At 67.4% G+C, this 24,030-nt stretch carries 26 protein-coding genes and 1 pseudogene; 14 read left to right on the forward strand and 13 right to left on the reverse strand.

Annotated elements, in window-relative coordinates; genetic code table 11:
• Positions 1–68: 68 nt before the first annotated feature.
• Together POR01S_RS00725 and POR01S_RS00730 are read left to right on the forward strand one after the other, a co-directional pair.
• Positions 69–548, forward strand: coding sequence for a chemotaxis protein CheW (locus POR01S_RS00725; protein ID WP_007160357.1), 480 nt, complete (start codon positions 69–71; stop codon positions 546–548).
• Positions 548–964, forward strand: a complete 417-nt coding sequence (locus POR01S_RS00730; RefSeq protein WP_007160356.1) for a DUF2802 domain-containing protein — start codon at positions 548–550, stop codon at positions 962–964. The genes POR01S_RS00725 and POR01S_RS00730 overlap by 1 nt, the downstream gene beginning before the upstream one ends.
• A gap of 34 nt (positions 965–998) precedes the next feature.
• Here the strand turns inward: POR01S_RS00730 and POR01S_RS00735 are convergent, their stop codons facing one another.
• A complete protein-coding gene (locus POR01S_RS00735; protein WP_027597962.1) occupies positions 999–1,922 on the reverse strand; it encodes an aspartyl/asparaginyl beta-hydroxylase domain-containing protein in 924 nt (307 codons plus the stop codon).
• A gap of 170 nt (positions 1,923–2,092) precedes the next feature.
• On the opposite strand from POR01S_RS00735, the gene POR01S_RS00740 reads away from it, so the two are divergent.
• Positions 2,093–2,632, forward strand: a complete 540-nt coding sequence (locus POR01S_RS00740; RefSeq protein ID WP_007160354.1) for a DUF2058 domain-containing protein — start codon at positions 2,093–2,095, stop codon at positions 2,630–2,632.
• A gap of 9 nt (positions 2,633–2,641) precedes the next feature.
• Here the strand turns inward: POR01S_RS00740 and POR01S_RS00745 are convergent, their stop codons facing one another.
• Both POR01S_RS00745 and POR01S_RS00750 read right to left on the reverse strand, forming a co-directional pair.
• The gene (locus POR01S_RS00745) at positions 2,642–3,286 is read right to left on the reverse strand and encodes a YciC family protein (protein WP_027597960.1); all 645 of its coding nucleotides are present in this window, start codon (positions 3,284–3,286) and stop codon (positions 2,642–2,644) included.
• A gap of 30 nt (positions 3,287–3,316) precedes the next feature.
• On the reverse strand, positions 3,317–3,883 hold the full coding sequence (locus POR01S_RS00750) for a cysteine hydrolase family protein (protein ID WP_042133016.1): 567 nt from the start codon (positions 3,881–3,883) through the stop codon (positions 3,317–3,319).
• A 273-nt stretch (positions 3,884–4,156) separates the two neighbouring features.
• On the opposite strand from POR01S_RS00750, the gene POR01S_RS00755 reads away from it, so the two are divergent.
• Positions 4,157–4,942 carry a DUF2076 domain-containing protein gene (locus POR01S_RS00755; protein ID WP_042133018.1) on the forward strand — a complete coding sequence of 262 codons (786 nt, stop codon included), beginning with the start codon at positions 4,157–4,159 and terminating at the stop codon, positions 4,940–4,942.
• Positions 4,943–5,002: 60 nt separating this feature from the next.
• Here the strand turns inward: POR01S_RS00755 and POR01S_RS00760 are convergent, their stop codons facing one another.
• Positions 5,003–5,440, reverse strand: coding sequence for an Lrp/AsnC family transcriptional regulator (locus POR01S_RS00760; RefSeq protein ID WP_042133020.1), 438 nt, complete (start codon positions 5,438–5,440; stop codon positions 5,003–5,005).
• Positions 5,441–5,589: 149 nt separating this feature from the next.
• Here POR01S_RS00760 and yedA point away from each other — a divergent pair, with 149 nt between their 5' ends.
• Positions 5,590–6,495: a drug/metabolite exporter YedA gene (gene yedA, locus POR01S_RS00765; RefSeq protein ID WP_042133022.1), complete on the forward strand. Its 906-nt coding sequence runs from the start codon at positions 5,590–5,592 to the stop codon at positions 6,493–6,495.
• 199 nt (positions 6,496–6,694) lie between these two features.
• Positions 6,695–7,360 carry a YceH family protein gene (locus POR01S_RS00770; RefSeq protein ID WP_027601701.1) on the forward strand — a complete coding sequence of 222 codons (666 nt, stop codon included), beginning with the start codon at positions 6,695–6,697 and terminating at the stop codon, positions 7,358–7,360.
• Here the strand turns inward: POR01S_RS00770 and POR01S_RS00775 are convergent.
• From POR01S_RS00775 to POR01S_RS00800, 6 genes are read right to left on the reverse strand one after another with little or no spacing between them, the layout of a single operon-like run.
• The gene (locus POR01S_RS00775) at positions 7,348–8,928 is read right to left on the reverse strand and encodes a BatD family protein (protein ID WP_027597954.1); all 1,581 of its coding nucleotides are present in this window, start codon (positions 8,926–8,928) and stop codon (positions 7,348–7,350) included. The genes POR01S_RS00770 and POR01S_RS00775 overlap by 13 nt on opposite strands.
• The gene (locus POR01S_RS00780) at positions 8,925–10,598 is read right to left on the reverse strand and encodes a tetratricopeptide repeat protein (RefSeq protein WP_042133024.1); all 1,674 of its coding nucleotides are present in this window, start codon (positions 10,596–10,598) and stop codon (positions 8,925–8,927) included. The genes POR01S_RS00775 and POR01S_RS00780 overlap by 4 nt, the downstream gene beginning before the upstream one ends.
• Complete coding sequence (locus POR01S_RS00785; protein ID WP_007160345.1) at positions 10,595–11,593, reverse strand: VWA domain-containing protein; 999 nt, start codon at positions 11,591–11,593, stop codon at positions 10,595–10,597. Before POR01S_RS00785 ends, POR01S_RS00780 begins: the two co-directional genes overlap by 4 nt.
• A complete protein-coding gene (locus POR01S_RS00790) occupies positions 11,586–12,080 on the reverse strand; it encodes a DUF4381 domain-containing protein (RefSeq protein ID WP_007160344.1) in 495 nt (164 codons plus the stop codon). Before POR01S_RS00790 ends, POR01S_RS00785 begins: the two co-directional genes overlap by 8 nt.
• Entirely contained in the window at positions 12,077–13,015 is a 939-nt protein-coding gene (locus POR01S_RS00795) for a DUF58 domain-containing protein (protein ID WP_007160343.1), read from the reverse strand. The genes POR01S_RS00790 and POR01S_RS00795 overlap by 4 nt, the downstream gene beginning before the upstream one ends.
• Before the next feature lies 1 nt (position 13,016).
• Positions 13,017–13,976 (reverse strand): AAA family ATPase, encoded by a 960-nt coding sequence (locus POR01S_RS00800; protein ID WP_007160342.1) that lies wholly within the window; start codon positions 13,974–13,976, stop codon positions 13,017–13,019.
• A 317-nt stretch (positions 13,977–14,293) separates the two neighbouring features.
• Between POR01S_RS00800 and POR01S_RS00805 the strand changes: the two genes are divergently transcribed.
• Entirely contained in the window at positions 14,294–16,384 is a 2,091-nt protein-coding gene (locus tag POR01S_RS00805; protein ID WP_042133029.1) for an LTA synthase family protein, read from the forward strand.
• A gap of 58 nt (positions 16,385–16,442) precedes the next feature.
• Here POR01S_RS00805 and POR01S_RS23935 read toward each other — a convergent pair whose 3' ends face one another.
• From POR01S_RS23935 to POR01S_RS00815, 3 genes and pseudogenes are all read right to left on the reverse strand, one after another.
• On the reverse strand, positions 16,443–16,658 hold the full coding sequence (locus POR01S_RS23935) for a cold shock domain-containing protein (RefSeq protein ID WP_160923550.1): 216 nt from the start codon (positions 16,656–16,658) through the stop codon (positions 16,443–16,445).
• A gap of 120 nt (positions 16,659–16,778) precedes the next feature.
• Positions 16,779–17,087: pseudogene (locus POR01S_RS24090) on the reverse strand (cold shock domain-containing protein membrane protein); the annotation flags it as partial.
• A gap of 166 nt (positions 17,088–17,253) precedes the next feature.
• Positions 17,254–17,724 carry a Dps family protein gene (locus POR01S_RS00815; protein WP_007160339.1) on the reverse strand — a complete coding sequence of 157 codons (471 nt, stop codon included), beginning with the start codon at positions 17,722–17,724 and terminating at the stop codon, positions 17,254–17,256.
• 211 nt (positions 17,725–17,935) lie between these two features.
• Here POR01S_RS00815 and aspS point away from each other — a divergent pair, with 211 nt between their 5' ends.
• From aspS to tolQ, 7 genes are all read left to right on the forward strand, one after another.
• Positions 17,936–19,711: an aspartate--tRNA ligase gene (aspS, locus tag POR01S_RS00820; protein WP_042133032.1), complete on the forward strand. Its 1,776-nt coding sequence runs from the start codon at positions 17,936–17,938 to the stop codon at positions 19,709–19,711.
• Positions 19,712–19,815: 104 nt separating this feature from the next.
• A complete protein-coding gene (locus POR01S_RS00825; protein ID WP_042133034.1) occupies positions 19,816–20,562 on the forward strand; it encodes a YebC/PmpR family DNA-binding transcriptional regulator in 747 nt (248 codons plus the stop codon).
• Positions 20,562–21,122: a crossover junction endodeoxyribonuclease RuvC gene (gene ruvC, locus POR01S_RS00830; RefSeq protein ID WP_007160336.1), complete on the forward strand. Its 561-nt coding sequence runs from the start codon at positions 20,562–20,564 to the stop codon at positions 21,120–21,122. Before POR01S_RS00825 ends, ruvC begins: the two co-directional genes overlap by 1 nt.
• 46 nt (positions 21,123–21,168) lie before the next feature.
• Entirely contained in the window at positions 21,169–21,771 is a 603-nt protein-coding gene (ruvA, locus tag POR01S_RS00835) for a Holliday junction branch migration protein RuvA (protein ID WP_007160335.1), read from the forward strand.
• Between the two features lie 4 nt (positions 21,772–21,775).
• Positions 21,776–22,828: a Holliday junction branch migration DNA helicase RuvB gene (ruvB, locus tag POR01S_RS00840; RefSeq protein WP_007160334.1), complete on the forward strand. Its 1,053-nt coding sequence runs from the start codon at positions 21,776–21,778 to the stop codon at positions 22,826–22,828.
• Between the two features lie 51 nt (positions 22,829–22,879).
• Positions 22,880–23,329, forward strand: a complete 450-nt coding sequence (gene ybgC / locus POR01S_RS00845; RefSeq protein ID WP_007160333.1) for a tol-pal system-associated acyl-CoA thioesterase — start codon at positions 22,880–22,882, stop codon at positions 23,327–23,329.
• Between the two features lie 2 nt (positions 23,330–23,331).
• A complete protein-coding gene (gene tolQ / locus POR01S_RS00850) occupies positions 23,332–24,024 on the forward strand; it encodes a protein TolQ (RefSeq protein ID WP_007160332.1) in 693 nt (230 codons plus the stop codon).
• Positions 24,025–24,030 lie beyond the last annotated feature (6 nt).

Raw genomic sequence — 24,030 nt, forward strand, 5'->3', positions numbered from 1 at the left:
CCCGCTGCAACTAACCGGCGGGTTCGCCCGCTTCGCCGCACGTGCGGTATTTGACGAGGCTAGGGAACATGAAAAAAACGTCCGCACAGGGTTCCGAAGATCCGGTCCTGCAATGGGTCACCTTCCGCCTGGATAACGAGACCTACGGCATCAACGTGATGCAGGTCCAGGAAGTCCTGCGCTACACCGAAATCGCTCCGGTCCCGGGTGCGCCGAGCTATGTGCTGGGCATCATCAACCTGCGTGGCAACGTGGTGACGGTGATCGACACCCGTCAGCGCTTCGGTCTGCTGCCCACCGAGGTCACCGACAACACCCGTATCGTCATCATCGAGGCCGACAAGCAGGTCGTTGGCATCCTGGTCGACAGCGTGGCCGAGGTGGTCTACCTGCGGCAGTCGGAGATCGAGACCGCACCGAACGTCGGCAATGACGAATCCGCCAAGTTCATCCAGGGTGTGTGCAACAAGAACGGCGAGCTGCTGATCCTGGTCGAGCTCGACAAGCTGATGACCGAAGAAGAGTGGTCGGAGCTGGAAAGCATCTGATGCTCGTCGGGCTTATCCTGCTCAGCGTCGCCCTGGGGCTGGCCTGTGCCGGCCTCGGCGGTTGCTGCTGGCTGCTCTGGCAACGCCAGCAGCAGCAGGCGGCCAAGCTGGCCGAGCGGGAGGCCCTGGTCGACAAGCGCATGCAGATCCTGCTCAAGCGCCTGGAAACCTACCAGGCCGGACAGGTACGCATGGGTGAACAGGTGCAGGGACTGGCCAAGGTGGTGGCGCCCTTGCCCGATCGGTTGACCCAGATCGAGCAGAGCGACCCTACCAGTCTGTCGTTTTCCCAGGCTGCGCGCCTGGTGGGACTGGGCGCCAGCGCCGACGATCTCACCCAGGCCTGTGGTCTGTCCCAGGCCGAAGCCGAGCTGGTGGCCCGGCTGCACCGACAGCGCCAGCAGCGTTCCGGCTAGGAGCCGCTGACGCCACCGGCGCGGGATCGCCGCCTCAGCTGACGATCCAGCGGTAGAGCGCGATCACCACCAGCACCGCCAGCACTGGCTTGGCAATGCGATAGGCCTTGGGATGGCGCCGCTTGAATTTCTTCACGCCGCCACCGATACGATCCCCGAATCTCTTGCTGAAGGCATAGGCCTGGTTGATGCCGCCGACGCGTTCGCCTTCGACGTTCTGCGGCGCCGTGGCGCTGCCCAGGAAGCGGCTGACCGCCTGGTTGACGCGGGTCAGCAGGCGATTGCGCAGCGGCCGCTCGACGTCGCAGAAGAGGATGACCCGGGTCTGGTCGGTCTCGTTCTTCACCCAGTGCACATAGGTCTCGTCGAACATCACGTCCTCGCCGTCGCGCCAGGCATAGGGCTGGCCGTCGACATAGATGCGGCAGGCATCCGAGTTGGGCGTGGCCAGACCCAGGTGGTAGCGCAGCGAGCCGCCGAAGGGATCGCGATGGGGATTCAGGTGGCTGCCGCCCGGCAGCAGCGCGAACATGGCGCCCTTGACGTTGGGGATCTGCCGCACCAGCTCCACGGTGCGCGGGCAGAGGGTCTGGGCGGAGGGCAGCGGCTCGCCGTACCAGGTCAGGTAGAAGCGCTTCCAGCCCTTCTTGAAGAAGGAACCGAAGCCGGCATCATTGTCCTTTTCCGCCGCGCGGATGTAGCCCTCGTCGAACAGCCGCAGGGCCTCGACGCGAATCTCCTGCCAGTTGTCCTTGAGCACATCCAGCTCGGGAAAGCGGCTGCGATCCAGATAGGGCTTGGACGGCACGCTGGAGAACAGGTACATCAGGGCGTTGTACGGCGCGAACACCGCCGAGTGGTTGACCAGCTGACGCAGGAAGGGCAGGCGAGCGCGTCCGCGAAGGTGAACGAAAAGCACGCTGGCGACGAAGAGCAGGACGATCGCTAAGGTAATCATGGGCGAATTGTGATCGGCAGCGCCCGAACCAGGGGCGGATAGGTCATGACCGCATTATTTCACCCCAGAGAAAGGCTTGCACTCGGTTCGTCGGCTGCGCAGGATGGACACCCTGGCGCGCGGCCGCTTCCGAGCTGCGCCCCCTTGGATGATCTAGACGAGTCGTATCGATGAGCATGTCCCTACGCGACCAGCTGCTGAAAGCCGGATTGGTCAATGAAAAGCAGGCCAAGCAGGCCGTCAAGCAGAAGCAGAAGCAGAACCGCATGGAGCATCGCGGGCAGGCGGAAAAGGATCGCTCCCAGGAGTTGGCCGTCCAGCAGGCCCAGGCGGAAAAACTGGCCAAGGACCAGGAGCTCAATCGCGCTCAGGAAGAGAAGAAGAAGCGCAAGGCCGAGCAGGCGCAGATCAAGCAGCTGATCGAAACCAGCCGCCTGCCCAAGCTGACCACCGAGGACTACTACAACTTCGTCGACGACAAGAAGGTCAAGCGCCTGTCGGTCAACGTCATGATGAGAGACAAGCTCAGCAAGGGCAGTCTGGCCATCGTGCGCTACGAAGGCCGCTACGAGGTGGTGCCCCGGGCTACCGCCGAACGCATCCAGGAGCGCGATCCCAAGCGGGTGGTGCTGCTCAACGTGCAGAGCGGCGAGCCTGATCCGGACGATCCCTACGCCGCCTACCAGGTGCCGGACGACCTGATGTGGTGAGTGGCCTGGTCAGGCCTTCTGCCTGACCAGCATGTAGATGCGGTAGACGGCGATGCTGGGGATCAGCTGCAGGAAGCCCGACAGGGTCTGCAGCACGATCTCCGGCACCGCGGCCTCGGCGAAATGCCGGGTGATCCAGGCGTCGAGCAGCCAGGCCGGCAGGACCGTGGCCAGGATGCACGCCAGCAGGGTGAAGAAATGCCCGCGGCTCAGCCGGAAGCTGCCGCGCAGGGCGTCCAGCGGCGCCCGTCCCTCCAGGACCAGCAGGTTCTCGGCAAAGGCCAGCTTGGCCATGATCAGAAAGCCCGGCACGATCAACAGCGAAAATCCCAGCATCACCAGCCCCGAGGTCACGGCGGCGAGGACGGCGAAGCGCGGCCAGAGCAGCAGGGCGGCTCCCCATACGCCGCTCAGGCGCGGGGTGTTGCCCTGGGTGCGCGCCTCCAGAAAGATCAGCAGTGCGGCGGTGTAGAGCGGATAGCAGAGCAGACTGACCAGCATGTCCCACAGGCCGCCGTTGGCGCCGAAGCGCTCCAGCACCTGATAGCGCAGCAGGGCTTCGAGCAGCAGCCAGGGCAGGGTGAGGACGGCCAGGGGGCGCAGATTGCGGGCAAAGAAGGACAGCGAGTCGCGCAGGATATCGACAGGGTTCATGCAACGCTTCCAGACGGGCAGGGGGGCAGTCTAGCAGGGCGACCCGCTCGCTCGCAGGCGTTCGAGCATGGCCGCGGTGGAGGTGACGGTGGCGTACTCGCCGTGCAGGTTGGCCATGGCCATCGCATGGACCTCCTCGGCACTGCGGGGCCGCCCGGCGAAGTCGGTCTTGGCGAAGGTGTAGCAGGCGTCTTCGGCGACCCAGGTGGTGAAGTCCAGATTGCCGGCGCTGCGGGCCGTGGACTCCACCGAATTCTCGCTGGCCACGCCGCAGATCAGCAGCGACGCGATGCCGCGCTGATGCAGCCAGCGCTCCAGCCCGCTGTTGGCGAAGGCGTCCGGGACCTGCTTGTCGAACACCGGCTCGCCGGGCAGGGGCGCCAGGGCCGGCTGGAATTCCACGCCGGGCTGCCCTGGCCAGAACACCGAACGCGGATCGCGCGACAGGTGCCGGACATGCAGCAGGGGCGCGTGGGCCTGGCGCCAGGCCGCCAGCAGCTCGGCCAGGCGCTGCTCGGCTTCGGGGTGGTTGCGTGGGCCCAGGTGCGGGGCGCGGATGCCCTGTTGCTGGTCGATCAGGATGAGCAGGGGCGGCATGCGCAGGCCTCGCGGGCAAAGACTCAGACTCCCGCAGCGCCGGCCGGTTGTCCAGTCCTGGACGCCACCCGGAACTCCCTGGCAGGGCCGCTCTTCAGATGGGAAGGGCGCCAGTGGCCTCTGGCTGAACCTGTGCTGAATGCCTTGCGAACGCAACTTGAAAAGCAACCGCTGCGCCTTTATCTGGCATAACAGTGCGCAGCCTTGCGCCTTTCGACATCCAGGCCGCTCCTCGGGGAAGGCCGCCAGTAGACCGTCTGCGGGAGGGTCATCATGCAACGCGAAGAAAGCCAGCTGATCGAAGGTCTGTTCGACCGTCTCAAGACCACGGAAGCCCAGACCGCGCCCCGTGACCGGGAAGCCGAGGCGCTGATCCAGCAGCGCCTGCGCGAGCAGCCCGCGGCACCCTACTACATGGCCCAGGCGATGCTGATCCAGGAAGCCGCCATCAAGCGGCTGGACCAGCGCGTCCGCGAACTGGAAAGCCAGATGGCCCAGGTCCAGCAGAATCGCCCGAGCAGCGGTGGCTTCCTGTCCAGCCTCTTCGGTGGCGGTAGCAGCCAGCCAGCGGGCGGTCAGGCAGCGGCCAACGCGGCGCCGTCGCGTGGCTGGAATGATCCGGGTCCGGCGGCGTCGCGGCCCGCCAATCCGGGGTATGCCCAGCCCAATCCAGGGTATGCCCAGCCCAATCCCGGCTATGGCGCACCCCAGGCAGCGCCCTCGCGCATGGGCGGTTTCATGGGCGGTGCGCTGCAGACGGCGGCCGGGGTAGCCGGTGGCGTGCTGGCGGCTCAGGCGATTTCGGGCCTGTTCCACCATTCGCAACCCGAGGAGATCGTCAACGTCATCAATGAGACCCCGGCTGCCGACCAGGGCCTGGCCGATGCCGGCTCCCAGGGAGGCTGGGCGGACAACGCCAGCTACGACAATGGCGGCGGATTCCAGGACGCCGGTGGCTATCAGGATAACGGGGGCTTCCAGGACGCTGCCGACTATGGCGATACCGGCGGCGGTGGCGGCTTCTTCGACGACAGTGGCGACGACGACTCCTTCATCTGACGGGGCGTCGCTCCGCCAGCCCTGGTGCCGCGAGGCGCCGGGGCTTTTTTCTGCGTGCCGTCAGCCGGGCAGGAGCGGCAGGGGGCGCTCGAAGGGCGTCGACAGCACCACCACGGTACGGCTCATGCCGAACTGGTTCAGCTGATCGATGAGGCTCTCCAGTTCACCCATGTCGCGTACGGCGACGCGCAGCATCAGGCAGTCTTCACCCGTGACCCGGTGGCAGGCGAGCAGCTGGGGCAGGGCCTCCAGCTTCTTCAATACCGGGCCCTGACTGGTGCTGTGCAGGCGCAGGGAGATCAGGCATTCGGTGCCATAGCCCAGGGCGCGGCGATCGATACGGGCGCCATAGCCGGTGATGATCCCGGCGTCTTCCAGCTTGGCGATGCGCTCGGCGATGGCTGGCGCGGAGAGTCCCAGCCGGCGACCCAGGTCCGCGTAGCTGGCGCGGCCCTCCACCAGCAGCAGGTCGATGAGACGGCGATCGATATGGTCCATGTCCGTTCCCCTGCCTTCGAATCGAAGGTCTTTGCTCCTAAAGTCTGCTGAATCAAAGCCTGATCGGCCCTTTATCCCCTGACTGTATCTTAGCCGTCCCGGCGTGCGCTCCTACAATGGCTGCCTGACCCCTCAGGAATCCCTCGCGCATGGACACCTCCGCCTCGCCCTGCCTCGCGCCGCGCCTACCTCGCTGGCTGCCCCTGCTGGCGGCCTTTTTCGCGCTCTATGTGGTCTGGGGTTCCACCTATCTGGTGATCCGCATCGGCGTGGCCCACTGGCCACCGCTGCTGATGGCGGGGCTGAGGTTCCTGATCGCCGGAAGCCTGCTGCTGGGCTGGCTGCGCCTGCGCGGAACCCCCTGGCCGACGGCGCGCGAGACCGCCGCGGCCGCGGTGATCGGCATCCTGCTGCTGGGTATCGGCAACGGCGGCGTGACCCTCGCCGAGCACTGGGGCGTGACCTCCGGCATCGCGGCCTTGTCGATCGCCACGGTGCCGCTGTTCACCCTGCTGTTCGGCCTGCTCTGGGGACAGCGCAATACCCTGTTGGAATGGGCCGGCATCGCCCTGGGTCTGTTGGGTATAGCCCTGCTCAACCTGGGCGATACCATGAGCGCCACGCCCCTGGGTGCGGCGGTGATCCTGCTCGCCGCGGCGGCCTGGGCCTTCGGCTCGATCTGGAGTCGCTACCTGCCGTTGCCGCGCGGAGCCATGGCCAGCGCCGTGGAGATGCTGGTGGCCGGTGCGGCGCTGCTCGGCGCCAGCTACCTCAGCGGTGAGCGCCTGCAGCACTGGCCGGCCCTGGGCGGCTGGCTGGCCTTGGGCTATCTGGTGGTGTTCGGCTCCCTGATCGCCTTCAGCGCCTATCTCTATCTGCTGGGGCGGGTACGACCGGCGGCCGCCACCAGCTATGCCTACGTCAATCCGGTGGTGGCGGTGCTGCTGGGCACCCTGTTCGTCGGTGAACGGATCGGGCCGGCGGAGATGCTGGCCATGCTGGTCATCGTCGGCGCCGTGGTGCTGATTGGGCTGCCGCAGTGGCGACGGCGCTGAGAGCCTGATCAAAGTCTGCTGCGCGTCGGCCAAACTGCGTTGAAAATGGCCTGGAAGGCCAGCCCCGTCGGAATGCTCATTTATCGCTCGTAAACTCCGCTTCCTCAGCCATTTTCGCCTTGCTTGGCTCTAGCTCGCGAGACGTTGAACAGGCTCGGAGGGCAGGCTAGGCTGGCGCGTCATCCAAGCGGAGTCCGCCATGAGCCAAGCAGTCACCCCCGCCTTTGCCGAAGAGCCGCTGGAGGCCAACGAGATCCGCGTTCTCGGCAGCCTCATCGAAAAGCAGCTGACCACGCCGGAAAGCTATCCCCTGACCCTCAATGCGCTGGTGCTGGCCTGCAATCAGAAGACCAGTCGCGAGCCGGTGCTCAATCTTACCCCGGGCGAGGTGGGGCAGGGGCTGCGGCGCCTGGAAGAACGCGGTCTGGCGCGCCTGGTGATGGGTAGTCGGGCGGATCGCTGGGAACAGCGGCTGGACAAGGCGCTGGAGCTTCCGCCACCCCAGTGGGTGCTCTGCGCGCTGCTGTTCCTGCGCGGCCCCCAGACCCTGGGGGAATTGCTGGCCCGCAGCGGCCGGATGCATGCCTTCGACGATACCGAGCAGGTGCGTCACCACCTGGAGCGGTTGATCGCTCGTGGCCTGGCCACCGGTCTGGGGCGGCAACCCGGCCAGCGCGAAGAGCGCTATCTGCATCTGTTCGGCAACGCCGCGGAACGCGATGCCCAGGTCGCGCAACTGGGTAGCGCCGCCGAAGCCAGTGCGCCCGCGGGTGGGCGCGAAGGACGGCTGGAGGCGCTGGAAGCCCGGCTCGCCGCGCTCGAAGAGCGGCTGGCGCGCCTGGAGGAAGGCGCTCAGCGCGGATAGAGCGGCGGCAGGGTGTCGTGCACGGCTGCGGGCGTCAGCGGCGGCAGGGCATTGATCGCCTGCCACAGCGTCTCGCCCTGCCAGCGCTGACCGGCTTCGCTGTAGAGCGCACCGTTGAGGTCATCGAGGGCCGCGGCCAGGGGTTCGAAGCGCGCGCCCATGGCCGCCAGGGTCTCCGGCTGCTGTCGTGCCCAGGCGTCCAGGGCGTGGCGGGTCGCGTGGGGGTCGTTGCTCTGACAGGCGCGGCGCAGCTCTTCGCGCTGCAGGCGGCTGTCGAGATCGGGCACCGTCGGCAGGACCGCCGGCTGCCGGCGGGCACGCCACCAGAGGCCGAAGCCGAGCAGGGTGGTCAGGGCGAAAAAGGCCGTTGCCAGCTGCCAGCGCCAGAGGCCGCGGTCATTGCCGCTTATCTTGGCCGCGGCGGTCGCCACCGGCTGCAGCGTCGGATCCTCGGCGACCACCAGGGTCTGGGCGGGCAGGGTGGCGCGTTCGAGGGTGTCGGTCTCGGTGTTCCACCAGACCACCTCCACTGGCGGCAGGACCTTGTCCCCCGTGGAGGTGGGAATCAGGGCGACACGCTCTTCGCGTTGCCCGACCAGCCCACGCGCCTGGGTCTGCATGGACAGCCGCGGCTGTTCGGCATAGCGCTTCACCCCCTCGGTCTCGGGCAGCACCAGTGGGGGCAGCTGGCCAGGCGCCAGGCCTTCGGCACGCACCTGCAGGGTGCGGGTCAGGGCACTGCCTTCGCGAGCCTCTGCCGGGGCGGGATTCCATTGCTGCGTCAGGGTCAGGTTGCGCGCCGGCAACCAGGGCGTCTGTGGCGGATAGCTGGCGGGCTGTGGCAGGACGTCCAGGGTCAGGGCCGGCGTGCGCAGCTGGATCGGCTGGCCGGCCCTGGAGCTGTCGTCGAGACCGCCGGCCAGGGTGGCGCTGAAGGTCTGGGGCGGCAATACCAGGGTGCCGCTCTGCAACGGATGGATGGCGTAGCGCCACTCGATCACGCCATGGCGTACGCCCTCGACGTCACGTTCGTAGACCTGCGGCGTACCGAGCAGATCCACCCGCGCCTCGCTGGGATTGGGCGGGGTGAGCACATGATCGTCATAGAGCGCCACGGCGTGGTAGAGGCGAATGGTCAGGATGGTTTCCGCCTGCACATAGAGCCGGGTGCGCTCCACCGAGGCTTCCAGATAGACCGGCTCACGGGCCTGGCGTTTGGCGGCGCTGGCCTCCACGGTGACGGTCAGCGGCTGGCTGCGGGCGCCGTCGAGGGTCAGGGCGGGAATGGTCAGGGCACCGCTGGCCTTGGGTTGCAGGGTGACGTTCCAGCGGGTGGTCACCCGCTCGCCGGGCGGCAGGCTGTTCTGGCGGACCCCGAGCACCCGGAAGTCCTGCTCCAGCGGGCCGAGATCGGGCTTGCCGAACTGCGCGGGATCGGTGGTCTCGAGAATGAGTTCGAGCGTCTCGTTCTGGCTGAGCTGAGTGCGCTCCAGGCGGGCGCTGAGGTCCGCCGCCTGCACCAGGGGCGCGAGCAGCGCGAGGGGCAGCAGCAAGGGATAGGCCTTCATTGCAGCGCGTTCTCCTCGCGTTGTTGTTGCTGGTACCAGAACTTGCGGCGCAGCAGCTCGGCCGGGTTGTCGGGAATCTCCCGCAGCCACTGTTCGGCGGCCTGACGCTGTTCCTCCGCCAGGGGATCTTCGGCGTAGGACGGACTGACGAGCCAGTCCGCGCCGGCCTGGGCCTGCTGCTGCGGGCTGGCCGCAGCGGCCGCGGTGGACGGCGGGGTACTGCTGCTGGCCGGCTCGTCCGCCTGAGCGCTGCTCTGACTGGCGCTCTGGGCCTGGCGACTGCGGGCGGCGGCCTCGGCCTGGGCCGCGGCACGCTGGGCGAGCAGGCGTTCGAGGCGGTTGCGATTGCGTAGGGCGGGGGTCAGATCCGGACGCAGCACCAGCGCCGCCCGGTAGGCGCGCAGGGCCTCGTCCAGGCGTCCGGCCATGGCCAGGGCATTGCCGCGATTGTAGTGGCCGTCCGCCGAGGGATCCCGGGCGAAGGCCGCGGCGGCACCGCTGAAATCGCCGGCGCGATAGAGCGCCACGCCGCGCCAGCGCTCGTCGGTAAAGAGGTCGGCGGCCGCGCCAGCCTGGTCGTCGGCCAGCAGCTGCAGGGCCTGCTGGTCGCGACGCAACCAGAGATCGTCCCAGCTGCCAGCCTGGGCCGGAGGCGGCGTCAGCAAGAGCCAGAAGGGCAGGCATAGCAGCCAGCCGCGGCGTGCGCCACAGGCGACCAGGACCAGCAGGGGCAGGAGCAGCAGGTAACCCTGGTCGCGCCAGTCGGAAGGTCCCTGACCCTCGCTGGCCCGCACATCGTCGGGTCGCTCCAGTAGACCGAGGCGACGCAGGTCGCTGTCATCGCGTTGCAGGCGCTGATAGCGGCCACCCAGCTCGCGGGCGACGTCCTGCAGGCGGCCTTCGGCCAGGCGGGCGATGCGGATGCCGCCGGCGGCGTCGCTCAGGTAGTTGCCGGCCTCGGCGGCCACCGGGGCACCCTGGGGCGTACCCGGGCCGAGGATCGCCAGCTGGCGCAGCCGACCCTGCAGCTGGCGCTCGAGGCCCAGCCGCTCGCGGTCGTCCAGTTCGCTGGCGATGAGCAGCAGCCGGGCGCTGGCGCTGGGCGCTGGGCCGAGCAGCTCCAGGGCCTGGGCGATACCCAGGTCGGCGCGCTGGCCGGGCACCGGCATGATCGACGGCCGCAACGCCTTGAGCAGGTTGTCCATGGTCGGCAGGTCGTCGGTCAGGGGCACCAGGGTATGGGCGCTGCCGGCATAGACGACGATGGCGGTCTCGCCGTCCTGGCGCGCCTTGAGCAGGTCCTGCAGCTTGCGCTGCACGGCCAGCAGGCGATTGGGGGTGACGTCGGTGGCGAGCAGATCGGGCGTCAGCGCCAAGACCACCACCAGCGGATCGTTGCGCCGAAAGTTCTGCGCTTCGCCCTGCTGCCAGCTGGGACCGGCCAGGGCCAGACAGGCCAGTACCCCGGCCAGACCCAGCAGCACCAGCCCGAGGGGCGAGCGCTGGCGATCGCTGTCGCTGAGCAGCCAGGGTTGCAGCGCCGGGGGCAGCAGCGCCTGCCAGCGCCCGTGGCGATGCCGGCGCCGACGCAGCGAGCCGATCACCAGGGCGACCGGCACCAGGGCCAGCAGCCACCAGGGACGCAGGAGCAGCGGCAGCCAGTCGCTCATCGGGCCTTGCCTCCACGCTGCCAGCGTGTCGGCCACGGCAGGCGGCCAAGCGCTAGGGCCAGGCCGAGCAGCAGTGCCCCGGCCAGCGGCCAGGCATAGAGTTCGCGGGTGGGGCGGGCCTGGTCCGGTTGCTGGCGGATGGGTTCGAGACGATCGAGCTGGCGTGACACGGCGGCCAGCTCGGTACTGGATCTCACCCGGAAATAGGCGCCGTTGGTGACCTCGGCGAGGTGGCGCAGCATGGGTTCGTCGAGATCGCTGGGCGTCGCGCCGGCGCCCAGGGTGTCCGGATCGGCGCCGATGCCCAGGGTATAGACGCGGACCCGCTCGCTGGCCGCCAGGCTGGCCGCCACCTCGGGCGTCACCACGCCGCCGTTGCTGGCGCCGTCGGTGACCAGGATCAGGGTGCGACTGTTGTCCGGGCGCTTGCGCAGGTGCTTGACCGCCAGGCCCACGGCGTCGCCCACCGCGGTGTTGCGCCCGGCCAGGCCGATCTGGGCTTCTTCCAGGAGCGCATGCACGGTGCGCCGGTCGGCGGTCAGCGGTGCCTGCAGATAGGCCTGGGAACCGAACAGGATCAGGCCGACGCGATCGCCCTGGCGACTGTCGATGAAGCGGCCGAGCAGTTGCTTGACCAGGCTCAGGCGGCTGACGTTCTCGTCGCCCAGTTGCATGTCCGGGGTGTCCATCGAGCCGGAGACATCCACCGCCAGCAACAGATCGCGCCCGCTCACGTCCAGCGGCTGGGGTGGCCCCACCCACTGCGGACGCGCCGCGGCGGCCAGGATCAGCAGCCAGCCCAGCAGAAAGGGCAGCAGACGGCGGGCGCCGCTCAGGCCGCCGGTGTGGCGGGTGCGCCCACCCAGGTGTTCGAGTTCAGCGAGGAATTCCACCCGCAGGGCGGCCTGGCCGCTGTCGGCCGCCGGCAGGAGCACGCGCAGCGCCCATGGCAGCGGCAGCAGCAGCCACAACCAGGGCCAGGCGAATTCAAACATGCTTGCGGATCCAGGTGGCGACGGCGTCCTGCAGGCCGTCGATGGCGCGGTCATCCAGCCGGCAATCCGGGCGATAGCCGCCGTCGACCAGGATCATGTAGCGCGTCAGGCCGGCCGCCGGACAGCGCGAATCGAGAAAGGCCAGCCAGTCGCGGCCGCTCAGGGTCTGGCTGAGCTGATCCGGATAGCTGGCGCGGCAGAGGCGCTTGAGCAGGGCGTTGAGCGCCTGCAACCAGGGTCCGGCCGGCGCGCCATAGGGGCGCGGCAGGCGGGCCAGTTCGGCCAGGGCGGTGGTGCGCAGATCCTCTTCGGTGGTCGCCTCGGCGAGGGGCGCGCTGACCAGCGGCCGCCGGCCATGGCGATGGCGCAGAAAGAAGCCCAGCGCCACCACTACCAGCAGCAACAGCCACCAGCCCGGCGCCGGTGGCCAGAGGGTCGGCTCCGGCGGCAACCGCAGCGGCTCCAGATTCGGCAGGCCGGGGGTCACGAGGTGTACCCCGGACGGTGCTGGCGTAGGAGGTGCCGCAACTGCTCGACCAGGTCGTCCGCCGTGGACAGCGGCAGCAGCGGAATGCCCAGGCGCAGGCTGAGTTCGGTCCAGCGTTCGCGGCGCTGCGCGGCCTGCTCGGCGTAGCCCTGGCGCACGTCGGCGCGGTCGGTGTCCAGTTCCACTTCCGCCGGACCGCTGGTGAAGCGCAGCAGGCCGGCCTGGGGCAGTTCGTGATCCAGCGGATCGGAAAGCGGCAGCAGGACCAGGTCGCTGTGCCGCGAAAGCAGCGTGAGGTGCTGCTCGGTGGCCACGTCCAGGCTGCGCTCGTCGCAGATCACCAGGGCCAGGCTGCCGGGACGCAGCACCTCGCGGGCGCGGCGCAGGACCTGGTTGAAGGTGATGCGCGGCACCTGGGCCAGGGCCGGATCCTGCAGCGCCCGATTGGCGTTGATCAGGTGATCGAAGAAACGCAGCAGATTCTGCTTGCTGCGCCTTGGCCGTACCTCGTGCAGGCGTTCGCCGCCAAAGATCATGCCGCCGATGCGGTCGTTGTGCTCCAGCACCGCCCAGCCGATCAGCGCGGCCAGGCGCCCGGCCAGTACTGACTTGAATTGCTGGCGGGTGCCGAAGAAGGTGCGCGGACTCTGCTCCAGCAGGAGATAGACCGGTCGCTCGCGTTCTTCGTGGAACAGCTTGGTATGGGGCTCGCGGGTGCGGGCGGTGACGCGCCAGTCGATGGCGCGCACGTCATCGCCGGGCTGGTAGGCGCGCACCTGGTCGAAGTCCACGCCGCGCCCGCGCAGGCGCGAGTGGTGCAGGCCGATCAGCGGACTGCGCCGTCCGGCGGCGGAAAACAGCTGCACCTCGACCACCCGGTGGCGCATCTCGATGAGCTCGGCCAGGCCCAGGGTCACGCCGTTGCGCTCGGCCATCTCAGGCCACGGCCACCAGATCGAGGATGCGCTGCACCACCCGGTCGTGGTCGATGCCGGCGGCTTCCGCCTCGAAGGACAGGATGATGCGGTGGCGCAGGACATCGAAGACCACCGCCTGGATATCCTCCGGGCTGACGAAATCCCGCCCGGCCAGCCAGGCGTGGGCGCGGGCGCAGCGATCCAGGGCGATGGAACCGCGCGGACTGGCGCCGTAGGTGATCCAGTGCGCCAGGTCCTGATCGAAGCGCCCCGGGGTGCGGGTCGCCATGATCAGTTGGACCAGGTATTCCTCCACGGCGTCGGCCATGTACAGCCCGAGCACCTCGCGCCGGGCCGCATTGATCGCCGCCTGGGTGACCCGCTCGGTCGGCAGGGTCTCGCCGTCCAGGGCTTCGCCACGGGCCTGGGCGAGGATGCGGCGTTCCACCGAGGCGTCGGGGTAGCCGATCTTGACGTGCATCAGGAAGCGGTCGAGCTGGGCCTCGGGCAGGGGATAGGTGCCTTCCTGCTCGATGGGATTCTGGGTGGCCATCACCAGGAAGAGGTCGGGCAGGGCATAGGAGGTGCGACCGATGCTCACCTGGCGTTCGGCCATGGCTTCCAGCAGCGCGGATTGCACCTTGGCCGGCGCCCGGTTGATCTCGTCGGCCAGCACCAGGTTGTGGAAGATCGGCCCCTGCTGGAAGGAGAAGGTCGCCGTGTCGGGGCGATAGATCTCGGTGCCGGTGATGTCGGCCGGCAGCAGGTCGGGGGTGAACTGGATGCGGTGGAAATCCGCTTCCAGGCCTTCCGCCAGGTCCTTGATGGCCTTGGTCTTGGCCAGCCCGGGGGCGCCTTCCACCAGCAGATGACCGTCCGCCAGCACCGCGATGAGCAGACGCTCCACCAGGGTTTCCTGGCCAAGGATCTGGCTGGTGAGGTAGGTGCGAAGCACCTGCAGAGCGTCACGGTGAGCCATGGGGCATCCTGAATACGGCGCTGGAGCGGTCGAGGGTGCTGGATTTTACTGCAAGCGGCGGCTGCCGCCCATGCCTGCGCTGACGTCGCATCCAGAGCAGTCCTTGACGAAATTTTGACGAGCTCCTGCTCAGGCTGGGCGCTGGTCGGCGCGGCGGAGGTCTCGCTTCGCCCACGTCGCGCAGCCCAGGACTGGCGTGATCGCGCCGGATGGTTAAACTCCCACGCCTGCCGACCGCGCCCGAGGCCTCTGCGTGGCCGATCCCGAGCCGCTGGCCACGCGCCGCGAATCCCTGCTGCTTTTGACAAGGTGTTTTCATGTCGCAAACGGAAGTCCCCCACACCCCGCGCACCGCTGGCATCCGACCGGTGCCGACGCTGGGCAGCCACCTCAGCTTCGTGCTGGGTTGCGCCCTGGCGCTGATGGTCATGTTCACCCTGCTGCGCTTGGCGCTGCTGGGCTACAACACCGATCTGATCGGCGACTCGCCCTTCGCCACCTTTGCCGAGGCCTTCTTCAACGGCGCCCGCTTCGACCTGCGCCTGGTGGTCTATATCTGCGTGCCCTCGCTGCTCTGCCTGCTCAGCGCCAGAGCCATGGCCGCCCGCCGCCTGCAGGCCGGCTGGTTCACCCTGGCCGCCAGCCTCTGCCTGCTGCTGGGCGTCGGCGAGCTGAACTTCTACCGTGAATTCCACCAGCGCCTGAACAGCCTGGTGTTCCAGTACATGCAGGAAGACCTGCACACCGTCACCAGCATGATCTGGAACGGCTTCCCGGTGCTGCGCCTGCTCCTGGCCTGGGCCGTGGCGACCCTGCTGCTGGGCCTGGTGTTCTTTGGCGTGGAGCGAGCCACCCGCCGGTATGCCGCGGCGCGACCGGCCGCCTGGTATCGCCGGGGCGCGGTGTTTCTGCTCTGCCTGGTGGTGGCCGTCATCGCTGCCCGCGGCACCCTGAGATCCGGGCCGCCGCTGCGCTGGGGCGACGCCTACACCACCGATTCCATGTTCGCCAACCACCTCGGTCTGAACGGCACCCTGACCCTGATCAATGCCGCCGAGAACAGCTTCTCCGACCATCGCGACAACAGCTGGAAGGCCACCATGCCGGCCGCCGACGCCCTGGCGGTGACCCGGCAACTGCTGCTGACCCCGCGTGACGAGCTGATCGACGCCGACAAGGCCGCCATCCGCCGGATCTACACCCCGCCCACCGACGGCCAGTTGCCCAAGGTGCGCAACGTCGTGGTGATCCTCATGGAAAGCATGGCCGGTCGCTATATCGGCGCCCTCGGCAACGAAGACGGCATCACCCCGAACTTCGACGCCCTGGCCAAGCAGGGCACGCTGTTCACCCGCTTCTTCTCCAACGGCACCCATACCCACCAGGGCATGTTCGCCACCATGGCCTGCTTCCCCAACCTGCCGGCCTTCGAGTACCTGATGCGCATGCCCGAGGGCGCGCACCAGTTCTCTGGTCTGCCGCAACTGCTCAGCACCCGCGGCTTCGACGACGTCTACGTCTACAACGGCAACTTCCAGTGGGACAACCAGTCCGGCTTCTTCAGCAACCAGGGCATGACCCGCTTCGTCGGTCGTGAGGACTTCGTGAATCCGGTGTTCATGGATCCGACCTGGGGCGTCTCCGACCAGGACATGTTCGACCGCTCGGTGCAGGAGTTGGACAAGCTGGCCAAGGCGCCGGACGGCAAGCCCTTCTATGCGCTGTTGCAGACCCTGTCCAACCACACCCCCTATGCGCTGCCCAAGGACCTGCCGGTCACCCCGGTCACCGGTCACGGCTCGCTCGACGAACACCTCACCGCCATGCGCTACGCCGACTGGTCGCTGGGTCAGTTCTTCGCCAAGGTCAAGAACGAGCCCTGGTACCAGGACACCCTGTTCGTCATCGTCGGTGACCACGGCTTCGGCAACAACGAGCAGATCACCGAGATGGACCTGTCGCGCTTCAACGTACCGCTCCTGCTGATCGGTCCGGGCGTGCAGGAAACCTTTGGCGCCCGTCGTGACACCGTGGGTAGCCAGATCGACGTGGTGCCCACGGTGCTGGCCCGCTTCGGCAAGCCGACCCAGCACCAGTGCTGGGGCCGTGATCTGCTGGGTCTGCCCCAGGGCGATCCGGGCGTCGCGGTGATCAAGCCGTCGGGCAGCGACCAGACCGTGGCCCTGGTCACGGGCGATCGCATCCTGGTCAAGCCGCGCGACCGCGACGCCGTGCTCTATCGCTATCACCTGGGCACCCAGGCCGGTGGCGAGGTGCTCAAGGGCGACGCCAGCGCGCCCGAGCTGCAGAAGCGCCTGGAGGCCTTCATCCAGACCGCGACCGCCAGCCTGCTGGGTAATACCACCGGCATGACTGACAGCAAGGCCGCCGAGGCTCAGCGGCAGTAGTCTCGTCGCCTATGAAAAAGGCCGCCCGAGGGCGGCCTTTCTTTTTTGCCGGCAGCGATCAGGCCGCGATGACCACGTCTTCGGCCTGCAGGCCCTTGTCGCGCTGGATCACCGAGAATTCCACGCGCTGGCCTTCCATCAGCACCCGATGACCTTCGCCACGGATCGCGCGGAAGTGCACGAAGATGTCGTCGCCGGTGTCGCGGGAGATGAAGCCGAAGCCCTTGGAGGTGTTGAACCACTTCACCGTGCCGCGCTCGCGGTCATCGGCCAGCGGACGGGCCGGAGCGGCGGCGGCAGGGGCGGAACGCGCCGCCTGACGCGGACGAACCTCGCTGTCGGCCACCGCGGCGTTGCCCGCCGGGGCACGAAACTTTTCCGGCAGGCTGGCCAGGGCGGCGACCAGGGTCAGCCCCAGCGGCAGCAATTCGGCCGGCAGGCCGCCGATCTGCTCGAGGGGCGCTAGCAGGATAAAGGTCTGGGCCACCACGGCGATCACCAGCAGGGCGCTGGCGAGTTTCTGGGCACCGCTGCTGCGGCTGCGGGAGAAAGGCGTGAAGAGGAGGGTGGCAAGACCCAGCAGGGCCAGATGGATGGACTCGGGTTGATCGAAGGACGAGGTGTCGGACTGCAGTCCGGGAATTGCCGATAACAGGAGCGCGGCAGCGCCCACCACGACATGGACAGTAGATAACGTGTTCAATGTGAAATCACCTTGGGATAGAGAACACGGGTCTGCCGAAACTGCCGGAGCGGTGCCCGACAGCGGAGTGACCCGGCGCGAAAAGCGCGTCCTTATTTAACCCAAAAGGTGAGGGCCGCTCAATCGTGGCACCGTCGCGGGCCGCGGCCCGCGACGGCAGCCGGAGCTAGGCGGCGAGCAGGCTGCGCAGCATCCAGGCGGTCTTCTCGTGGGTCTGCATGCGCTGGGTCAGCAGATCGGCGGTGGGCTCGTCGCTGACCTTGTCCAGCAACGGGAAGATGCCCCGCGCGGTGCGCACCACGGCTTCCTGACCCTGCACCAGCAGGCGGATCATGTCCTGGGCGTCCGGCACCCCTTCCTCTTCCTTGATGCTCGACAGGCGGGCATAGGCGGCGTAGGTACCCGGCGCCGGGAAGCCCAGGGCGCGGATGCGCTCGGCGATGTCGTCCACCGCCACGGCCAGCTCGGTGTACTGGGTCTCGAACATCAGGTGCAGGGTGTTGAACATCGGCCCGGTCACGTTCCAGTGGAAGTTGTGGGTCTTCAGATACAGGGTGTAGGTGTCGGCCAGGAGGCGCGACAGGCCCTCGGCGATCTGGGCACGATCCTGTTCGGCGATTCCGATGTTGATTTCCATGCTGACGGCTCCTGTGCGTCGGTTGCGAAGGGCTCCGAGGCTATCACAGAACCGCTGGCCGTTTAGCCAGTGTTCGCACGTCGAGCTGCGTGCCCGGCTACGGTAAAATCGTGACGGATGATATAGAATCTCCCGTTCAGTCGAGCGCCCGGTCTTGCCGGCCCGGCGCCTCCACGCATTCAGCCTGTTCTAGAGAAGCGAAACCACGACCATGATGCGCAGCCACTATTGCGGCCAGTTGAACGAGAGCCTGGACGGCCAGGAAATCACCCTCTGCGGTTGGGTCCACCGCCGCCGTGACCACGGCGGGGTCATCTTCCTCGACATCCGCGATCGCGAAGGCCTGGCCCAGGTGGTGTTCGATCCGGATCGCGCCGAAACCTTCGCCAAGGCCGACCGCGTGCGCAGCGAGTACGTCGTCAAGCTCACCGGCAAGGTGCGCCTGCGTCCCGAAGGCGCGCGCAACGCCAACATGGCCTCCGGCGCCATCGAGGTGCTGGGCTACGAGCTGGAAGTGCTCAACGAGGCGGAAACCCCGCCGTTCCCGCTCAACGAATACACCGATGTCGGCGAAGAGACCCGCCTGCGCTATCGCTTCATCGATCTGCGCCGTCCGGAGATGGCCGAGAAGCTGAAGCTGCGTTCGCGCATCACCTCCAGCATCCGCCGCTACCTGGACGAGAACGGTTTCCTCGACGTGGAAACCCCGATCCTGACCCGGGCCACTCCCGAGGGTGCCCGCGACTACCTGGTGCCCAGCCGCACCCACCCCGGCAGCTTCTTCGCCCTGCCGCAGTCGCCCCAGCTGTTCAAGCAGTTGCTGATGGTCGCCGGCTTCGATCGCTACTACCAGATCGCCAAGTGCTTCCGCGACGAAGACCTGCGGGCCGACCGCCAGCCGGAATTCACCCAGATCGACATCGAGACCAGCTTCCTCGATGAAAAAGACATCATGGACATCACCGAGACCATGGTGCGCAACCTGTTCAAGGAGGTCCTGGACGTCGAGTTCGGCGAGCTGCCGCACATGACCCTGGCCGAGGCCATGCGTCGCTTCGGTTCCGACAAGCCGGACCTGCGCATCCCGCTGGAACTGGTGGACGTGGAAGACCAGCTCAAGGACGTCGACTTCAAGGTCTTCGCCGGTCCGGCCAACGATCCCAAGTGCCGCGTCGCCGCCCTGCGCGTACCGGGCGGGGCGAGCATGCCGCGCAAGCAGATCGACGACTACACCAAGTTCGTCGGCATCTACGGTGCCAAGGGCCTGGCCTACATCAAGGTCAACGAGCGCGCCGCCGGCGTCGAGGGCCTGCAGTCGCCCATCGTCAAGAACATCCCCCTGGACAACATCAACGTCATCCTCGACCGCGTCGGCGCGGTGGATGGCGACATCGTGTTCTTTGGCGCGGACAAGACCAAGATCGTTTCCGAGGCCCTGGGCGCGCTGCGCATCAAGCTCGGTCACGACCTCAACCTGCTGACCTGCCAGTGGGCGCCGCTGTGGGTGGTCGACTTCCCGATGTTCGAGGAAAACGACGATGGCAGCCTGACCGCCATGCACCACCCCTTCACCTCGCCCAAGTGCGGCCCGGACGAGCTCAAGGCCAACCCGGGTGCGGCGCTGTCGCGCGCCTACGACATGGTGCTCAACGGCACCGAGCTGGGCGGCGGTTCCATCCGCATCCACGACAAGAAGATGCAGCAGGCGGTGTTCGAGGTGCTGGGGATCAGCGCTGAGGAACAGGAAGAGAAGTTCGGCTTCCTGCTGGACGCCCTGAAGTTCGGCGCGCCACCCCATGGCGGCCTGGCCTTCGGCCTGGATCGCCTGGTGATGCTGATGACCGGCGCCTCGTCCATTCGTGAAGTCATCGCCTTCCCGAAGACCCAGAGCGCCGCCGACGTCATGACCCAGGCGCCCGGCGCCGTCGACGCCAAGGCGCTGCGCGAGCTGCACATCCGCCTGCGCGAGCAGCCCAAGGCGGAATAAGCCTTATCGGAGGAGGGCGCCCGGACGGGTGCCCGCCGTTTCCCTTTTCAGTGCGCCGCGGTCATCGCCGCGGCGCCGTCTTCGTCAAGACATTGGAGTAGCTTATGGCCGGTCATTCCAAATGGGCCAACATCAAGCATCGCAAAGAGCGTCAGGATGCCAAGAAGGGCAAGATCTTCACCAAGATCATCCGTGAGCTGACCGTGGCCGCGCGCCAGGGTGGCGGCGTTCCGGCCGACAACCCCCGCCTGCGCCTGGCGGTGGACAAGGCGCTGACCGCCAACATGACCCGCGACACCATCGACCGGGCCATCGCCCGGGGCGTGGGCGCCGGCGAAGGCGAGAACGTCGAGGAACTGACCTATGAAGGCTACGCCCCGAGCGGTGTCGCCATCATCGTCGAGGCCATGACCGACAACCGCAACCGCACCGCGGCCGAAGTCCGCCATGCCTTCAACAAGTGCGGTGGCAACCTGGGCACCGACGGTTCGGTGGCCTATCTGTTCGAGCGCAAGGGCCAGATCAGCTACGCCCCCGGCCTGGACGAGGACGCCCTGATGGAAGCCGCCCTGGAAGCGGGTGCCGACGACGTGGTCGCCAACGACGATGGTTCCATCGACGTCTTCACCAGCTTCGCCGACTTCATCGCCGTCAACGAAGCCCTGACCGCCGCCGGCTACAAGGCCGACGAAGCCGAGGTGACCATGATCCCCTCGACCTCCGCGACCCTGGATCTGGAAACCGCGCAGAAGGTGCTCAAGCTGATCGACATGCTCGAAGACCTGGACGACGTGCAGAACGTCTACTCCAACGCCGACATCCCCGGGGATGTCATGGCGCAGCTCGGCTGATGTCCCTCTACGAGCGCCTGCCGCCCGATGCGCCCGGCACCCTGGTGCTGGGCATCGACCCGGGTTCGCGGCTGACCGGCTTCGGCGTGGTGCGCGACACCGGGCGCGGCTGCGAGTACGTCGCCTCCGGCTGCATCCGGACCGGTAACGGTCCGTTGCCGGAGCGGCTGCAGATCGTCTATCGCGGCGTGCGCGACGTCATCGCCCAGTACGGGCCGGTCACCATGGGCATCGAGCAGGTGTTCATGGCGCGCAACGCCGATTCGGCGCTCAAGCTGGGTCAGGCCCGGGGAGCGGCCATCGTCGCCGGCGCCGAAGGTGGTCTGGAGATTTCCGAATACACCGCGAGCCAGGTCAAGCAGGCCGTGGTCGGCAATGGTGGGGCGGACAAGCAGCAGGTGATGCTGATGGTCATGCACCTGCTGCGCCTGACCGAGAAACCCCAGATCGACGCCTCCGACGCCCTGGCCATCGCCCTGTGCCATGCCCACACCCGGCAGAGCCTGGTTCCCCATGGCCTGCTGGCGACCCGCCGCCGTGGCGGTCGCCTGCGTCTCTAGCGCCATCCGCTCTCTCATCTCGCTCCAACGTTAGGAAGGTATCCCAGTGATCGGTCGTCTACGTGGCACCCTGGCGGAAAAGCAGCCGCCCCATCTCCTGCTCGACGTGGGCGGAGTCGGCTACGAGGTCGAAGTGCCCATGACGACCCTTTATCGGCTGCCGGCCCAGGGCGAAGTCGTCACATTGCATACCCACCTCGTGGTACGGGAAGATGCGCACCTGCTCTATGGGTTCGGGGAAAAACGCGAGCGAGAGCTGTTTCGCGAGTTGATCCGACTCAATGGTGTCGGCCCCAAGCTGGCCCTGGCGTTGATGTCCAGTCTCGAGGTGGATGAATTGGTTCGCTGTGTGCAAGCCCAGGACACGGCCGCCCTGGTCAAGGTGCCCGGGGTGGGCAAGAAGACCGCCGAGCGTCTGCTGGTCGAGCTCAAGGACAGGTTCAAGGCCTGGGAAAATCTGCCCGCCATCGCCCCCCTGGTCCTGCCGAACCAGGCCGCCGTCGCGGCCAGCGCCGAGGCCGACGCGGTCAGCGCCCTGGTCGCCCTGGGCTTCAAGCCCCAGGAAGCCAGCCGCGCCGTCGCCGCCGTGGAAGGGGAAGACCTTTCCAGCGAGGAACTCATCCGTCGCGCCCTGAAGGGCATGGTCTGATCCCATGATAGAAACCGATCGTCTCATCTCGGCCGGTGGCCGCGACCGCGAGGAAGTCCAGGATCGCGCCATTCGCCCGGTGCGGCTGGCGGACTACATCGGTCAGCCGGTGGTGCGCGACCAGATGGGCCTGTTCATCCAGGCGGCCAAGGGCAGGGGCGAGGCCCTCGACCACACCCTGATCTTTGGCCCGCCCGGTCTGGGCAAGACCACCCTGGCCAACATCATCGCCCAGGAAATGCGGGTGTCCCTGAAGAGCACCTCCGGTCCGGTACTGGAACGCCCGGGCGATCTCGCCGCGCTGCTGACCAACCTGGAAGCCGGCGATGTGCTCTTCATCGACGAGATCCATCGCCTCTCGCCCATCGTCGAGGAGGTCCTCTATCCGGCGATGGAGGACTACCAGCTCGACATCATGATCGGCGAAGGGCCGGCGGCGCGCTCCATCAAGCTGGATCTGCCGCCCTTCACCCTGGTCGGCGCGACCACCCGTGCCGGCATGCTGACCAATCCGCTGCGCGACCGCTTCGGGATCGTCCAGCGCCTGGAGTTCTACGGCACCGCGGACCTGGCCACCATCGTCACCCGCTCCGCCGGCATCCTCGGCCTCGCCATCGAAGCCGAGGGCGCGATGGAAATCGCCCGCCGCGCACGGGGCACGCCGCGAATCGCCAATCGCCTGCTGCGGCGGGTGCGCGACTTCGCCGAGGTGCGTGGGCAGGGCCATATCAGCCACGACATCGCCAGTCGCGCCCTCGACCTGCTGGACGTGGATGCCCAGGGCTTCGATCACCAGGATCGCCGGCTGCTGCTGACCATGATCGACAAGTTCGACGGCGGTCCGGTGGGTGTGGACAGCCTGGCGGCGGCCATCAGCGAAGAGCGTCACACCATCGAAGACGTGCTGGAACCCTATTTGATCCAGCAAGGCTATATCATGCGCACGCCGCGCGGGCGGGTGGTGACCCGGCATGCCTATCTGCACTTCGGACTCAACCTGCCGACGCGTCTGGCCCAGGGCGGTACGCCCGATCTGTTCGAGGTCAATGGTAACTAAATGCAGTTGCGAACATTTCTGATTGGCAACGGCGAGGCTAGGTTCTAGAGTATGCACGCGCAATCGCGGAGCCCGTCGCCGTCCGTCCTCAGGTGTCGTGTCTACTACGAAGATACCGATGCCGGCGGCATCGTCTATTACGTCAACTACCTCAAGTTCATGGAACGCGCCCGCACCGAGCGACTGCGCGCGCTGGGCTATGCCCAGTCCGAACTCGCCCGGGACGGTCTGCTCTTCGTCGTCCACAGCAGCGAAGCGCGCTACCATGCGCCCGCGCGGCTGGATGACGAGTTGCTGATCGGTGCCGAGGTGGTCGAAGCGAAGCGCGCCAGCCTCAGGTTTCACCAGGAGGTCCGGCGTGCCACGGACGATGTCCTGCTCTGCGAAGGGTGGGTAACGGTCGCCTGCGTGCGTGCTGACAGCTTCAGGCCGAGGGCCATGCCCGAAGCCATGCGAACGGTTCTTGCCGGAAGTCCGGCGTCAATTCAATCAGGAGATTAAGCGTGCAACCCAACGTCGACCATACGTCCATGTGGAGCCTCATCGCCAACGCCAGTCTGGTGGTGCAACTGGTGATGCTCATCCTGGTCGCAGCCTCTGTCACGTCCTGGATCATGATCATCCAGCGTGGCAACGCCATGCGCGCCGCCAAGCGTTCCCTGGATGCCTTCGAAGAGAAATTCTGGTCGGGCATCGATCTGTCCAAGCTGTACCGCCAGGCTGGCAGCAACCCCGATCCGGATTCCGGCGTCGAGCAGATCTTCCGCGCCGGTTTCAAGGAATTCTCCCGGCTGCGTCAGCAGCCCGGCGTGGATCCCGATGCGGTCATGGAAGGTGTCTCCCGCGCCATGCGCGTGGCCATCTCCCGCGAGGAAGAAAAGCTCGAGCAGGCCCTGCCGTTCCTGGCCACCGTCGGCTCCACCAGCCCCTACGTGGGTCTGTTCGGTACCGTCTGGGGCATCATGAACTCCTTCCGCGGCCTGTCCACCGCCCAGCAGGCGACCCTGGCCACCGTGGCACCCGGCATCGCCGAAGCCCTGATCGCTACCGCCATCGGTCTGTTCGCCGCCATTCCTGCCGTCGTGGCCTACAACCGTTTCGCCGCCCGCTCGGAAATGCTGATCAACCGCTACTACACCTTTGCGGATGAATTCCAGGCCATCCTGCACCGCAAAGTCCACACCAGCGACGAATAAAGAGGT

This window comes from Pseudomonas oryzihabitans NBRC 102199 (genome assembly GCF_000730625.1).
Lineage (GTDB): Bacteria > Pseudomonadota > Gammaproteobacteria > Pseudomonadales > Pseudomonadaceae > Chryseomonas > Chryseomonas oryzihabitans.

Coding starts and splice junctions, on each gene's coding strand:
- POR01S_RS00725 (WP_007160357.1), top strand. CDS start 69: ATGAAAAAAACGTCCGCACAGGGTTCCGAAGATCCGGTCCTGCAATGG.
- POR01S_RS00730 (WP_007160356.1), top strand. CDS start 548: ATGCTCGTCGGGCTTATCCTGCTCAGCGTCGCCCTGGGGCTGGCCTGT.
- POR01S_RS00735 (WP_027597962.1), bottom strand. CDS start 1,922: ATGATTACCTTAGCGATCGTCCTGCTCTTCGTCGCCAGCGTGCTTTTC.
- POR01S_RS00740 (WP_007160354.1), top strand. CDS start 2,093: ATGAGCATGTCCCTACGCGACCAGCTGCTGAAAGCCGGATTGGTCAAT.
- POR01S_RS00745 (WP_027597960.1), bottom strand. CDS start 3,286: ATGAACCCTGTCGATATCCTGCGCGACTCGCTGTCCTTCTTTGCCCGC.
- POR01S_RS00750 (WP_042133016.1), bottom strand. CDS start 3,883: ATGCCGCCCCTGCTCATCCTGATCGACCAGCAACAGGGCATCCGCGCC.
- POR01S_RS00755 (WP_042133018.1), top strand. CDS start 4,157: ATGCAACGCGAAGAAAGCCAGCTGATCGAAGGTCTGTTCGACCGTCTC.
- POR01S_RS00760 (WP_042133020.1), bottom strand. CDS start 5,440: ATGGACCATATCGATCGCCGTCTCATCGACCTGCTGCTGGTGGAGGGC.
- yedA (WP_042133022.1), top strand. CDS start 5,590: ATGGACACCTCCGCCTCGCCCTGCCTCGCGCCGCGCCTACCTCGCTGG.
- POR01S_RS00770 (WP_027601701.1), top strand. CDS start 6,695: ATGAGCCAAGCAGTCACCCCCGCCTTTGCCGAAGAGCCGCTGGAGGCC.
- POR01S_RS00775 (WP_027597954.1), bottom strand. CDS start 8,928: ATGAAGGCCTATCCCTTGCTGCTGCCCCTCGCGCTGCTCGCGCCCCTG.
- POR01S_RS00780 (WP_042133024.1), bottom strand. CDS start 10,598: ATGAGCGACTGGCTGCCGCTGCTCCTGCGTCCCTGGTGGCTGCTGGCC.
- POR01S_RS00785 (WP_007160345.1), bottom strand. CDS start 11,593: ATGTTTGAATTCGCCTGGCCCTGGTTGTGGCTGCTGCTGCCGCTGCCA.
- POR01S_RS00795 (WP_007160343.1), bottom strand. CDS start 13,015: ATGGCCGAGCGCAACGGCGTGACCCTGGGCCTGGCCGAGCTCATCGAG.
- POR01S_RS00800 (WP_007160342.1), bottom strand. CDS start 13,976: ATGGCTCACCGTGACGCTCTGCAGGTGCTTCGCACCTACCTCACCAGC.
- POR01S_RS00805 (WP_042133029.1), top strand. CDS start 14,294: ATGTCGCAAACGGAAGTCCCCCACACCCCGCGCACCGCTGGCATCCGA.
- POR01S_RS00815 (WP_007160339.1), bottom strand. CDS start 17,724: ATGGAAATCAACATCGGAATCGCCGAACAGGATCGTGCCCAGATCGCC.
- aspS (WP_042133032.1), top strand. CDS start 17,936: ATGATGCGCAGCCACTATTGCGGCCAGTTGAACGAGAGCCTGGACGGC.
- POR01S_RS00825 (WP_042133034.1), top strand. CDS start 19,816: ATGGCCGGTCATTCCAAATGGGCCAACATCAAGCATCGCAAAGAGCGT.
- ruvC (WP_007160336.1), top strand. CDS start 20,562: ATGTCCCTCTACGAGCGCCTGCCGCCCGATGCGCCCGGCACCCTGGTG.
- ruvB (WP_007160334.1), top strand. CDS start 21,776: ATGATAGAAACCGATCGTCTCATCTCGGCCGGTGGCCGCGACCGCGAG.
- ybgC (WP_007160333.1), top strand. CDS start 22,880: ATGCACGCGCAATCGCGGAGCCCGTCGCCGTCCGTCCTCAGGTGTCGT.